This window comes from Lysinibacillus sp. fkY74-1 (assembly GCF_053165895.1).
The window spans coordinates 4,534,228-4,548,469 of record NZ_CP170173.1 but is presented as its reverse complement, the minus strand read 5'-3'; the positions used below and the strand labels follow the sequence as shown (position 1 = coordinate 4,548,469).

Below are 14,242 nucleotides of genomic sequence, written 5' to 3'. Positions count from 1 at the left end.
TATTAATGAATCTATCATACAATAGCTGTTGAGACATTATCCATAAGATCAAAAGCACTTAATGACATGGTTCCAGGTGCAAAAGTTGTATTATAACCAACTGGATCACTTGAAAAAACGACATCATAAACAAATGGGAGAGGTGCTACCAATCCCCATGGTAAGGCGACATTAAAACTGTTGTTATAGACTTGTATCTGGCCATTTGCTGGGATGGATGTCGGCAACCCAAGTGTGTAGGTGTAGTCTACATAAACGGATAGGTTACTTGATACTGAAAACGGGTCTATATTATCGATAGGTGGATTTGGGTTTGTAATTTGATTATTTTCAATGAGAATAGGTGTAATTGTTGAAAAAGTATAGGGATCTGTAGGAGGAATAAATGTAATGGTCGGTCCAGGTCGATCTAGTTGGTTAACAGTATTATGGGATACATTTATAGAGATATTCTGGCTAGCTGCCAGGTTAAATAATACGAAATGAGAAAATCGTGTCATGTTGTTATTTTGGATAATATAAGTGGCATCGCTAAAAGTGTCTGTAGGTGTGTCAACCTGAAATATAATAGCGTCTTGGCTATTGGGCCCACCTGAAAAAGTGTTGCCAGAGATATTCATCGTGCCTGTTCCGCTTCTTAATTCTATTGCGTGACGAGTACCTGTATGAATAAACGTTGAATTAATAATGGAAAGATTTGAAGCATTGATAATGGCGAGACGCTTTGGTCCCCCTTCAATAATTACGTTATCAAACGTAATATTATCATATAGACCATTTCCAGGAGCATGTTCTATTCTCAATAACGATACATCATCAGCAGCTGTAATGGTCGGGCTAATAAAATGAAGATTTTTAATAGTTACATTATCTGCAGTTATATACAGATTCGATTCTGCTGGTGGATTTGGAAACTCAACAACTGTATTTAGTGCGGAAAGACCTGTAATTGTTAGCGGCTTACTTACAGTAATAGGAGTAGCTTCAACAAAGGTCCCTGGAAAAACAATAAGAGTATTATCAGTTGCAGCGTCATTAATCGCTGGTTGAATGTCGTTATAGTACTTACCTGAATTAACATTAAGTACACGTCCACTTGGTGTAGTACAAACAAAGTCTGATGAGAGAATAATTCCACCTATAGGGCAAAACATACAGTCGGTAGAAATACTAGTTAAAAATAATGTACAACTTTGATTATTACAAATTAAAGTCTCTTCACACATACCTGTACAAGGTTTACAAATAAAATCTCCTACGGCAATCCCATTACAAGGACCAGTAGTGAGCGCTACTTCGTATACACAAGAAAAGGGGATATTAATCTGTGGAATTTTAATTGGTGTGGTAACCCAATCATATACTTTAGGGACTTTTATACATAGATTTTCATCTTGTTGAGGTGTAGATGTTTTTGGATCTTTATCAAGTGAAATTAAAGGGTATTGGTCTGGAAGAATAGCCTTGATAATTGATATATTTTCCCTTGGATTACAAAATTGAGTTGTAATATTTATAACAGTGTTAAATGAAGATTGTACCGATAAACAAAAATCCACAAAAAGTAATAGTCCTTGGAAGATGTCATCAGAATAAACGGTTTGAGAGAAACAATGAAAATCAGTATATGAACAGGTAATTTGTGTGCCATTAGGTGCACATAGCACGATTAGTTTTGTTTCAGAAAAAGGTTCTGTATGTTGTGTTCCGTTATCCAATACAATAGTCACAAAGCCACTGATTAGAATCTTTACTTGTTGAAGTTTGACATGGGATCCATCTGGGAGAACTACACATTTTTCAGAACGTGAATTTTCTGAAGTTAATTCTTTATAAATGATGCTTCCAGGTAAATTTGGTTCAAGTGGCAGCCCCTGATTATCGGATAGAAAACAGGAAACGACGCTTACCATAACTGCCCCTTACTCGACTTAAGTTTGTTCATAGACATTTATTCGCTCCTTTTTAATCTAATCAAATTATTGTATGTACGTTGCCTAAAAATTTTAAGGTAATTAGCCTAGTTTTCAATATATATTCACTATTAGCGAAATAAAATTTAAATCATATAGAATTTGCAGAATGTTTTCTCGTTGAAGCTGATTAAATAGGGCATCAACAAAGATTACTTAATTGATTTTTCGAGTAATAGAAATCTATTCTAAAATAGAGTTAATTCAATAGTAATACTTTTTTAACACTTGGATATCAATGATGACAAATTACTGTTGCAATAATTTGTAGAGGGACAAGAATGGTAATGAAGAAAATTTAATAGAATTAACTATCAAACTTGTATAAAATCGCACTTACATCAGTTACGGAGAACCATATCATAAGTAAGTGAGGTACTCTACAGTACTGAAGATTAATTATTAATAAAGTTGAAAATAGCTGTGAGATGACAGTCTAACTAAGAGATTAGTTGGGCTGTTTTTATTTTCTTTTGCTAAGTATGGTGCTATGACACATAGAGATTATGAAAGTACATTCTCCATTATTATTAAATTTTATCCGATTGTAATTGTTATAGAAAACCCTGGTTCTTCCCTGACAGCTAAAATTCAAGTTAAGAAAATTTAAATTATTTTATAATATAGCTCAATACCTTTGCTGCTAACTTTGATGAACAGGGGATAAAGAGGAACTAAAATAAACTTTGCTCCAAATATTTTATAATTGTATACTTTATGTATAACTTATGTATAACTGGTTGATTTGAAACAGTGTATTACTATGAATATTAAGCCCTCCATCACAATAAAAAGGATTACATATTTGCGTGAAGCAGGGATCTAAATCGTAACAATATGTATTAATATAGATAAAAGCTAAAATAGAAGGTGTAATGAAAATGGGTTTTCCCTTGATTGGAAGAAAAAAATTATTAAATACCAGGAGGAACACTAAGTTCTCTGAAAAAGCAAAATTTAGAAGTTTAGTATTGACGAGCTCGTTATTTCTCTCCGCCCTTATAATTATCGTTATCGGATTAATGATTTCCCTGTCCATACGCGATCAACGTGGAGCGTATTTTCGCCAATTTGATGAATATGGAAAAGTATTCAAATCTATAACTCAACAAAATGAACCTCTTGTTGCCGAAGCAACGAAGACAATTCTTGAGCATCAACCATTGGAGGGAAAACCATTCGAGGAACTCCCCAATAGTTTGAATTCCATGAAATCTAATCAAATGGTAGTGGATGTCTATTTATTAACACCGGACATTATCAGGAAGGATGGCAAAGAATACTTATATAACTCAGAGTATGGTCGAGATCCAGGTGACTATGCTGAAGAGTTAGGTACGTTATATGAAATAGATTCGGAATTTCTTAAAAATTACGAAGATGCAATGAGAAACGGTAGCACATTAACTGATGTTTACACTGATGAAGGTGGGACTTTCATCTCGTATTTAGCGCCGATTAATGACGAAAGTGGGAAACCAGTTGCGTTGTTCGGTGTCGATTTCGATTACGGGATTGTTAAAAAGGAACTTCAACGGATTCTATGGACGAATATCACGGTTGGTATTTTTTTTGTACTTATGTTAATCGGGTTGGTTGTATTTATTCTTCGTAAAATGTTGCGCCCGCTTGCACGTTTAGCTGAAGTGTCTGAACATGCTTCGAAAGGCGATTTAACCGTTGAAATTCCTGTACTGAACGATAATGAGATTGGTAAGGCTGCAAGTTCATTTAATCAGATGATTAGCGGACTTCGGGTATTGACCCATAACATACAAAAATCTTCGAATGAAGTTGCTGTATCTTCTTCACAATTACAAGAAAGCGCTGCCCAGACCGAAACAGCTACACAAGAAATCACAGATGCCATTCAAAACATTGCTGTTGGGCTCGATGAACAACTTCGTCACACTAATGAGTGTCAACAATCAATGAAGGAAATGGGAATGGGTATTCATAGAATCGTAGATGCATCCTCCGTCGTCTCAGAATTGGCTTCGGTTACAGCAGATAGCGCAAATGCAGGAATGAAGGATATAGAAACAACAGTTGCTCAAATGAGCACAATTGAACAAAACTTGAAAACATCGGTCGAAGCAATCCATGGACTGAAGAAATTAAGCGATCAAGTTAGTGAAATGGTTACATTAATAGGTAGCATTGCTAATCAGACCAATTTGCTTGCACTTAACGCATCGATTGAGGCATCGCGAGCAGGTGAGCATGGTAAAGGTTTTGCCGTTGTGGCTCAAGAAATTCGTATACTCGCTGAACGGTCCAAAACCTCTTCGGAGAAAATAACTGACATCCTCCAAGGTATCAGCGATCACACGAGTAAAACAGTGGTTTCTTTGGATAAATCAATGACAGAGGCCCAGGCAGGTACACACATTGCAAATAAGGCAGGGCAAACATTTAGTTCGATCGTGGAGTCGATTCAGAAAGTGTCCGATCAGATTGACGAAGTTTCTGCTGCTTCCGAACAACTGTCATCAGGAAGTGAGTTAGTTGCAGCTTCACTAACAGTGCTGGAGGGTATCGCAGATTCTTCTTCAGCCGATTCCGCTCACATCGCCGCTTCATCAGAAGAACAACTTGCAGCCATGCAAGAGGTAGCCAGTTTTGCAGCTATGCTTTATGGGCTGGCGGATGAATTGAAACAGAGTGTTGACCGTTTCCGTGTAAAGTAGGTTGCTAGTTAAAACCGCACTTAGACTGGTTACGGAGAACCTTATCATAATAAGTTAAGGCGGTTTTTGCTTAAGCTGATATTTCAGCTTAAGCTTTTTTATTTTGAAATGAATATAATCTACAGCGGCATGGGAGAATCATCCTAAGGCATCTACTGAAATATGACATGGCGATTTCATGGTTTTTCAATAGAAGCTAACATAGATATTCTCCTAATTATGGATTGCTTGAAATAGTCTAGTGACGCCTAGTTCAATTTCATTTTTTTGTAAATGACCATAGCCAATAATTAATCTGTTATTATAAATTCCCTTTTTAATTGTATGATCCTCTACAGGGTAAACCTTTACACCAAATTGTTCAATTTTCAGTAATAAGTTTTGCGTAAATTCTATCTTCTCAAATTCTGCAATTAAATGCATACCTGTAGAGTAGCCGAATATCTTTACTTTATGTGAAAAAGTTAATTGTAAGCATTGTATAAGAAAATCACGTTGACTTTTATAAAACTTTTTCATTTTTGTGATATGTCTTTCCATGTAGCCCTCCTGGATAAAACGAGAAAGGGTAAGTTGATCCAAGGAAGGTGTGTGTAAGTCTGTAAACCATTTCAATTGGCGACATTTTTCGATAAGCTGTGTTGGAAGGACAATGTATCCTATTCGTAGTGCCGGAGAGAGAATTTTACTAAAAGAGCCGATGTAGAGAACAAGCTCTGGATCAAGGCCCTGCAAAGAGCTAACAGGTGGGCCTTCGTAGCGAAACTCACTGTCATAATCATCCTCAATTAAAAAGCAATGATTCTTTCTAGCATACTCAATTAATTGAATTCTACGTTGAATTGGTAATGTACTTCCTAATGGAAATTGGTGAGAGGGTGTTAAAAACACTAGTTTAGGGTCCATATTGTCGGGTAATAGAGGCGTTTTCATTCCCAATTCATCTACCGGTATTGGATAGATTGTGGCACCAGAGTTCTTAAAGATGGTTTGAATATCATTCGTAATAGGATCTTCCATAATAGCTATATCATTAGGTGATAACAGCAATCTCGATACAAGCATCATTGCTTGTGTAGCACCAGATGTAATAATAATTTGCTCTGGATGACATTCAACGCCTCTTGTTTTTAATAAGTAATAGGCAAGGGTTTGCCTTAATTCTATGCGCCCCTCTGGTACTCCATATCCCAAAGTGGAGGGTTCACTATCGTGCCAAAGTTGATGACTTATCTTAGCCCATGTTTTACGAGGAAACAAGTTGAGTGCAGGGATACCCGAGCGAAAATTTATAACTTCTTTCCCTGCTATCAAATCTCCTACTTTATCTGTAATAAAAGGCTTTGTCTGTTGTGTTAATAACGCCCCCTCTGCAACAAATGTACCGGCTCCTCTTCGTGCAATTAAAAACCCTTCGGCCAGTAACTGATCATAAGCTTCTAAAATGACATTCCTTGATACTTTCAATTCTACTGAAAGCTCGCGTGTTGATGCTAGCTTTTCTCCTGCATGGAGGTGTCCACGTAAAATTTTTTCGCGTATTTGTTGATAGATTTGACGATTTAAAGGAATATCTAATGCTCGATCAATAGGTATCCATAACATTTTTCATCCCTCCGATATAAAAGTGGTACCTTTAAAATCTCCTTAAAGTGGTTCTACAGTAACCAATTATATCATGATAAAGTATTTATCAATATCCAAGAGGAGGAATAAATATGAAAAAAGCAGAAGAATTAGTGATTCAAGCCTTAAAAAGCGCAGCAAGAGATGAGCGCTTGAAATATGCTGTGCAACAATCAACAGAGCTCTATCCGTTATTATGGAAAGCAGCAAAAAGATATGTAACAGGAGAAAAGAGAGAGGATGTCATCACGGTTGCACGTGAATATCTCGAGGATAATTATAATATCTCCATAGAATATATTGGGGAAAATACAACCGATTTATCGGAATGTAAAAGGGCAAAGGATGAGATTCTACAAGTAATTGAGGAAATGGGGATATTGTCTTTAAAACAAACTGTATCATTTGATTTATCTCATATAGGCCTTTCTATTAACGATGAGATTGCTTATCAGTATCTTGAAGAGCTCGCACAAAAAGCTCAATGGTATGGAATAACTTTAATGATAAGTATGGAAGAATCCTCTAAGACAAGTGATATTCTCACTCTTTATAAAAAAATAGCAAAAAACTACACAAATATTGGAATAACTATACAAGCTCATCTTTATCGTACAGAGGTAGATTTACAAGAACTTATTCAATATCCAGGAAAAATAAGACTTGTAAAAGGGGCTTTTCAAGAGCCTGTTGATATAGCCATGATCAGATCAGAAGAACTGAATAGCCGTTATCTTGAGTATGTTGAACAGTTAGTGAATGCAAACCACCCGATATCAATCGCCACGCATGATGAAATGCTTATTCAAGAGATAGAGCGACGTCAATATCTTCATAAATCGAATGTTGAAGTAGAGATGCTGTATGGTGTACGTCCAGAGTTACTCAATGAATTAAGAACGAAGGAATATCGTTGTAGAGTCTATTTAACGTATGGAAGTGAGTGGTATTTGTACCTTTGTCATCGAATTGCAGAACAACCAGAAAATTTATATTTAGCAGTAACTGATATTATTAATGAATCACTTAGAGCAAGTAGTGTAGTAGATTGAATAGATGGATCTGTACTAACAGTTTAATCGTAAACTCTTTGCTATTACTGATAATCGGAGTTGTTTATGTCTGAATGAGGACAAAAATAAGAAAAACTTGTCTATAAAATAAGAAACTAATGTAACTTAAATAAAAACCTCACTTATCCTTATTACGGTGAACCGTATCATAAGTAAGTGCGGTTTTGAAAAGACCACCTAGAGCGTTGGGATGTCAGCGTTTTAGGTGGTTTAATTTTATTTATCATTGTTTTTCGCCTTTATGTCCTTTTTCTTGTGTTGGTGGAAATCAATATAGCGAGTTTTCTTCAATGATTGCTATAACTACTGAATGTACCCCAATTCTCTTGCCTAGCAAATTGAGGATAAGTGGATATAAAGTTCACGATAATATGAGCGCTATCAAGTTTAGGGTATTGATTAAATAGTGATCTATCTCCATATCGAATAGCTGTTAGTGCAAGTGGTAACTCACGCCTAAATATTTCATTGCGTTTTGCAGCTGCATTTTGATTGTATTCTCCTTGTTCTATATATAAATATAAATAGAAATAAAAGCATTCCCCATTAGTAATCCACTCACCTAAGACCTCATCTCTCATCTTAGTATTCACTTTATCCCAAGCATACTCATTTCCTATCGTTAAAAATAGATCGCCAGTATCATCTGAGTGAGTAAGTGTATAACGTCTTGGAATGACAGGTTTCATTGTAGTTATACCATGCCTATATTGAACGAATAGTTTTTCTGGGTCGAACTTTCCCAAGCTATCAACTCCATTCATTTTTCTATCAATATGCAGGTATAAACCTATTAAATAGTTAAAAGTCATATGTATTAAGTTTTTATAGAGCGGCTTATGTTTTACGGGAAATGTATTAAACTTTTACATTTTTTATTTGATGATATGTACAAATGAACGAAATATAGACCCTGTAGAACAATACTTCAGGGTCCATTTCTCTAGTGGCATAATGTTTCAATTTGTTAATTCCAATATTTTTACGATTAATCTGTAAGTTAATGGATAACTTATACCCATCATTCTCATCTTCTAACAATTTAACATTCGCTGTTTATTAGGCTGGTTAAGCTAGTCTAATATTGTGACCTTTAATTGCTTCACTCCAAAATTAATGGCATCTTGTTGAGAAGGAAAAAAGACATCGATTCGATTTCCATTAATGGCACCGCCAGTATCTCCTGCGATTGCTTCACCGTAGCCTTCCACATAAACTTTACTACCCAGTGGAATGACAGTTGGGTCAACTGAGATGACCTTCGCATGTGGGTTTGTTTTAAGGTTAATTCCAGTAGCAGTAATACCGGAACATCCTTCACATGAGGCCGTATAGGCCGAAGCTTCTACTATAAGTTCCTTTGAAGCAGTAGTATTTGATGAGGGCGTAATTGCTTCAGGCGTATTCTCTTTTGGAGCAGTATTATTTGTTGATGGAGCGGTCACTTCTGGGACACGATCCTTTGAAGCTGTTTTACTTGTTGATGAAACAGTTTCTTCAGGTTTACTCTCCATTGCAGTTTTATGATTTGTTACTGAAGTTGTAGTTTCCTTTGCAGGCTTTATTGGTTTGTCAGTTATAGCTGTATTAGTTTTTGTCCCATCAATAATAGATAGATGTAAACCCGGATGAATGAGGTCTGTATGTAACTGGTTCCATTCTTTAATTTGGGAAACAGTGACTTGATGATTTAGAGCTATGTCCCATAGTGTATCACCTTGCTTAACGGTATATTGTTGTGCAATGGTAAGGACATCGCCAGGTTGAATAAGGTTAGTAGTAATATGATTCAATGTTTTGATATTTTCTACAGAAGTATTATGTGCACGAGATAAATCCCAAAGAGTATCTCCTTTTTGTACGGTAATTGTTGCGGCTTGAACATTAGCACCTAAAGTTGCCGAAAGCATTGCAACTGGTACAATTGAAATTATTTTTTTAAGCATTCATTAATCCTCCATGTGCGTTCTTAGTTGTTAATGTAAAGTCATCGTAACATAGATTTTTCTGAGAAAAAGAACAAGGGGGTGTTAATTTGATTTCGTTCATGGCATTTATATTGCAATTATATTGCTACTATTAAATGATCCTATTTTTGTAATGAAGATACCTGATTCGTTAAGGGCTAAATATGATAATGTTTATACATTTACAACAGATGACATTAATTTGGGAGAGGTAGAGAGTTAAATAAAACCACCATTACACTAAATACGATGAACCATATCATAAGTAAGTACGGTATGTATATATGCATTATGTTGAAAACGAAAAAGCATCTACAATAAATGATGCTATTTTGGATTGATTTAAAGTATTTAGTGAGAGCATCTATAAGAATAAGTCATAGTAAGCATGTCCTTATAAGAAATTAAAAAGAGAAATTGCATAGAGCAATTTCCCTTTTTGTTTGAATGGAGGTGAATTATGGCTCAAGTTTTGTAACTTCAAGATTATTTTTATTGCCGTTACCATTACCATTGCCGTTACCATTACCATTACCATTGCCGTTACCATTACCGTTACCATTACCGTTACCATTACCGTTACCATTACCGTTACCATTGCCGTTACCATTGCCATTGCCGTTACCATTACCATTGCCATTGCCATTGCCATTGCCATTGCCGTTACCATTACCATTGCCATTGCCATTGCCATTGCCATTGCCATTACCATTACCATTGCCGTTACCATTACCATTGCCGTTACCATTGCCGTTACCATTGCCGTTACCATTGCCGTTACCGTTACCGTTACCATTACCATTACCATTACCATTGCCGTTACCATTGCCGTTACCATTGCCATTACCATTGCCATTACCATTGCCATTGCCATTGCCATTGCCATTGCCATTGCCGTTGCCATTACCGTTACCATTACCATTGCCGTTACCATTACCATTGCCGTTACCATTACCATTACCATTACCATTACCATTACCATTGCCATTGCCATTGCCGTTACCATTACCATTGCCGTTGCCATTACCGTTACCATTGCCGTTACCATTACCATTACCATTGCCGTTACCGTTACCGTTGCCATTACCATTGCCATTGCCATTGCCTGGCTTTTCAACTAACACATCAAATGTTAGTGTGTGGTCACCATACGTTACCGTAATTGTCGTAGTCCCTTGACCTTTTCCTTTTACAATGCCTGCTCTGACAGTAGCTATTTGATCATTCGCTACTTCGTAGGTTGCAAGCTTGGTAACATCTTTTACTGTTGTTTGACCATTGACAGTAGTTACTTCAGTAATCTTAACGGTAACTTCTTTACCGATACTAGTTTCAACCTGTGCTTGGTCAATTTCTAGTGTTACGTTTGGTTCTACTACAACAGGTTCTTCAACTGTAACATTTAACGTAACAGTATTTTCACCGTATGAAATAGTAATTGTAGTTGTGCCTTTACCTACGGCAGTTACTAATCCATTTGCTACTGTTGCAACATTTTTATCCTCAACAGCATACGTAGCTTTTGACGTTACGTCTTCCTCCGTTGCATCACCTTCTGCAGGTGTAGAGGTTTCCGTTACCTTAAGCTGTGCAGTTTCCCCAACTGTTAGGTCTAGCTCAGTTGGATTTACAGACAGGGTAACTACAGGTTCTACTATCTCTTTTTCATATATTTTTGCTTCACCAACATTCCCGGCAGCATCCGTAATTACTACTGAGACAGCATTAGTTTCCGCTGTTACTGGGAATGTAAAGCTACCATCTTGATTTAACTCAAAAGCAACTGGCGCTTTTACTTGGCCATTTACCGTCGCAATATAGGAAGCTTTTAATTTATCATTTAAATTGTAATTTAAATCATATAAAGCTAACTCTTCATTGTAGTCGATATATTTATCTGTTACTTGTCCTGTAGCGACACCTTCAGCCACTGAACCCGTAATTTCTGGTTTAGTCGTTTTCACGACAATAGGTCCAACATAACCGGAAACTTGACCTGATGCTGCAAGACCAGTGAAGTCAATTGTATATAGACCATCTGGAATCTTTGTGGCAGGTTCTGATCCCCATGGTTTGTACTGCCCACCAACATTCAGTGTATAAGAGCCTTTTCCTAGCGCTGTACCTGCATGGAGATAACCAATATAGCCGTCTCCGTATTCTCCACCTTCAGGATTCATAATATCCCAAAGCTCGATATAGTTAGTTGTTACATCTCCAGTTAATGTGAATGAAAGGACCGCTGAGTCTTTCACGCCATCTCCGTTAAAGGATAGGTCTGTTTCTGTAATCTTATAATCTTTAATTTCCGTTACTGCCTCACCGCCAAGGTCAGCAGCGAATGGTAATGAGATTTCTGTATCTCCTCCATTAATGTAAATATATCCTAGTATTTCAGAGCCGTTTGGCGCCGTAGCTTGTGAAGCAGTTAATGTAATATTTAAAATTTGCTCACCGTTTAGGTTAAATGTTGGCTGATCTACTGTAACAGTTGCATCACCAAATGTTTTGGTCACATCAACCGATACATTATAATTGCCACCGTTTCCTTTAATGTCTTTTACTAAAACTTGTTTCGTTACAGAAATATCCTGATCCTTAATTGTTTGTGGACCGAAAGTAACTGTACCTTTCAAGTTTTCTGTAACTGCACCCGTTCCATCTAGAATTGCGCTATCAAGTGCATAAGCAAGAATTTCTGGATGAGCTGCAGCATACGCATTGACACGCCCAGCACCTTGAGAAAACACATCGTATTTTGTTTTATCTAATACCTGTGCTGTATTAGACAATGCCACTTTTACATCAAACGCATTCCAATTAGGATTGGCTTGTTTAACTAATGCCACAATACCTGCGATATGAGGAGTTGCCATAGAAGTTCCTGTTTTGCGACCATAAGCTTCCGCATAATCCGCATCTGGGAAATCCTTTTTATACATTGGAATCGTTGACATAATATTTGTACCAGGTGCACTTACATCTGGTTTAATATCAAAGTTTGGAGTAGATGGTCCACGTGAACTAGAAGAGTTTACATCATCTCCTAGTGTCTTTGTAGAAGCAAATTTACTAAAGCTTACTTTGCCTTTTCCGCCCGCTAATGCAGCGCGAATTGCATTGCCATCCGTTTGGGACATATCAAATGTTGGCAGATATTCGAATGCATCACCAAGGAATGTGCCCGAAATGTCCGGTGCATTTGATCCACCTGCAAAGTTATGAATAATAGTTGCGACAGCTCCATTTGCCTTTGCATTTGCAATTTTATCAACGAAGGCGATACTGCCACGCGAAATTAATGCCACTTTACCGTTTACATCAATTCCTTGAAAGTCTTTTACTTCTCCATTTCCAGGAACAGCAACTAGATCAAATTCTCCTTGAAGCTGTGTAGCTACATTTTTCCCGAAAGTAGTCCCCATTAATGGAAGCTGTTTAGTTAAGTTGTAGTTGCCAACTGTAACTTTCACTTCCCCGTTGTACATTGTTTCTGGATTTGTTGTGTTACCAACAGCGATTCCTAGGCGAGCGGTTGCAGGAGTGCCCATTGTTCCTCGATTTGGACCAGAGTTCCCTGTTGCAACTACTCCGATTGTTCCAGCTATCATTGCATTATTTATAGCAAATGAACCAGCATCTGTTTCAGTGTTAGCTCCACCGCCAAGTGAAAGGTTGATAATGTCCATTTTTTCAATGACAGCCGTTTCAATTGCTTTAACAATACCAGATGTAGCACCACTTCCATATGCTCCAAGAACACGGTAAGCATAAAGGTCTACTTTTGGAGCAATCCCTTTAATGCCGTATTCGTTAGCACCGATTGCTGCAATTGTTCCAGCAACATGTGTACCGTGAGAAGTATAGAACGCGCTTCCTTTTTCATTAAATTCAGGTGTCCCAGCTGGACGCTCTGAAGGCGATGTTTCTGATGCATCATTATCTGCCCGAGGCTTCGTATAAGTGGATGAATTTGGAATAAAGTTTTTTCCACCTTTATAAATTCCAGCAAACTCAGGGTGATCTACATCAATACCAGTATCTAACACGGCTACTTTTATTCCTTGTCCTTCAAGTCCTTCCTTCCAAAGCTCTTCGATGCCAAGAAAAGAATTACTTGTATTCATTTGAGCTTCTAATAGGTCTTCTTTAATAAGTTCTGATGATTTCGCCGTATCCTCTTCGGATGCGTGAACAATAACATCAGGTTCGATTAATGTAATGCCTTCTACTGTAAGCAGTTTCGGAAGATCGTTTGCTTTTACAGTTGCCGCAAAACCGTTTAAAACAGTATCAAATGTGTATCCTTGAGTCAGCTGTACCTTTTTAGTAGCTAACTCTTTTTTTACTTGTGCTTGTTGTACTTTTACATTGGAGCGAACTTCTTTTGCTTGAGCCTTAGAGAATTTTTCCCCATTGATTTCGCTTATTCCCTGCTCTAATGCAACAGGCTTTTCAGATAAATGGACAATGACTGGAACCTGTTGATTGCCTGATACATTTTCTAAGCTTTCGTGAAGAGTTGGACCATCTTTAGACAGGCTTAGCTGTTCCGCAATAGCCGCTTTTAGTTGGATAATACTTTCATTTTGACTATCCGGTTTGAATGGTTTCGAATCTTCAGCACTAGCACTCGACAATGGAACCAATAAAGAGAGCACCATAACGAAAACTAGAATACTACTTAAAAACTTCATAAACTTAAAATTTTTCAAATCGCATTTCCTCCCCTACCCTTAATTGTCACACTTTTCAGTTTAGTGTGATATTTCCAATTTATCACAATCTAACTAATTCGAATATCGGAATATTTAAATATTCTGAAATATTGATAATTAGTATCATTTTATGAATGATAGATTGAATCTTTTTTCCTAGTAATGGAATAAAAGGTTATAACTTTCAAATGAGAA

At 36.9% G+C, this 14,242-nt stretch carries 7 protein-coding genes; 2 read left to right on the top strand and 5 right to left on the bottom strand.

The annotated features are described in order from the left end of the window. Positions 1-14: 14 nt before the first annotated feature. Positions 15-1,913 (bottom strand): BMQ_0737 family morphogenetic spore coat protein, encoded by a 1,899-nt coding sequence (locus ACE1MS_RS22540; protein ID WP_447402633.1) that lies wholly within the window; start codon positions 1,911-1,913, stop codon positions 15-17. 935 nt (positions 1,914-2,848) lie between these two features. Here ACE1MS_RS22540 and ACE1MS_RS22535 point away from each other — a divergent pair. Beyond that, entirely contained in the window at positions 2,849-4,663 is a 1,815-nt protein-coding gene (locus tag ACE1MS_RS22535; protein WP_447402632.1) for a methyl-accepting chemotaxis protein, read from the top strand. Positions 4,664-4,876: 213 nt separating this feature from the next. Here the strand turns inward: ACE1MS_RS22535 and pdxR are convergent, their stop codons facing one another. Continuing rightward, a complete protein-coding gene (gene pdxR / locus ACE1MS_RS22530) occupies positions 4,877-6,268 on the bottom strand; it encodes a MocR-like pyridoxine biosynthesis transcription factor PdxR (RefSeq protein ID WP_447402631.1) in 1,392 nt (463 codons plus the stop codon). 113 nt (positions 6,269-6,381) lie between these two features. Here pdxR and ACE1MS_RS22525 point away from each other — a divergent pair, with 113 nt between their 5' ends. Next, on the top strand, positions 6,382-7,341 hold the full coding sequence (locus tag ACE1MS_RS22525; RefSeq protein ID WP_197223650.1) for a proline dehydrogenase family protein: 960 nt from the start codon (positions 6,382-6,384) through the stop codon (positions 7,339-7,341). Between the two features lie 308 nt (positions 7,342-7,649). Here the strand turns inward: ACE1MS_RS22525 and ACE1MS_RS22520 are convergent, their stop codons facing one another. The 3 genes from ACE1MS_RS22520 to ACE1MS_RS22510 form a co-directional block, all read right to left on the bottom strand. Further along, on the bottom strand, positions 7,650-8,108 hold the full coding sequence (locus ACE1MS_RS22520) for a staygreen family protein (protein WP_031416817.1): 459 nt from the start codon (positions 8,106-8,108) through the stop codon (positions 7,650-7,652). 327 nt (positions 8,109-8,435) lie between these two features. Continuing rightward, on the bottom strand, positions 8,436-9,308 hold the full coding sequence (locus tag ACE1MS_RS22515) for a LysM peptidoglycan-binding and 3D domain-containing protein (RefSeq protein ID WP_332292092.1): 873 nt from the start codon (positions 9,306-9,308) through the stop codon (positions 8,436-8,438). Between the two features lie 479 nt (positions 9,309-9,787). Further along, complete coding sequence (locus ACE1MS_RS22510) at positions 9,788-14,044, bottom strand: S8 family serine peptidase (RefSeq protein ID WP_447402630.1); 4,257 nt, start codon at positions 14,042-14,044, stop codon at positions 9,788-9,790. Between the last annotated feature and the right edge of the window lie 198 nt (positions 14,045-14,242).

Coding starts and splice junctions, on each gene's coding strand:
- ACE1MS_RS22540 (WP_447402633.1), bottom strand. CDS start 1,913: ATGGTAAGCGTCGTTTCCTGTTTTCTATCCGATAATCAGGGGCTGCCA.
- ACE1MS_RS22535 (WP_447402632.1), top strand. CDS start 2,849: ATGAAAATGGGTTTTCCCTTGATTGGAAGAAAAAAATTATTAAATACC.
- pdxR (WP_447402631.1), bottom strand. CDS start 6,268: ATGTTATGGATACCTATTGATCGAGCATTAGATATTCCTTTAAATCGT.
- ACE1MS_RS22525 (WP_197223650.1), top strand. CDS start 6,382: ATGAAAAAAGCAGAAGAATTAGTGATTCAAGCCTTAAAAAGCGCAGCA.
- ACE1MS_RS22515 (WP_332292092.1), bottom strand. CDS start 9,308: ATGCTTAAAAAAATAATTTCAATTGTACCAGTTGCAATGCTTTCGGCA.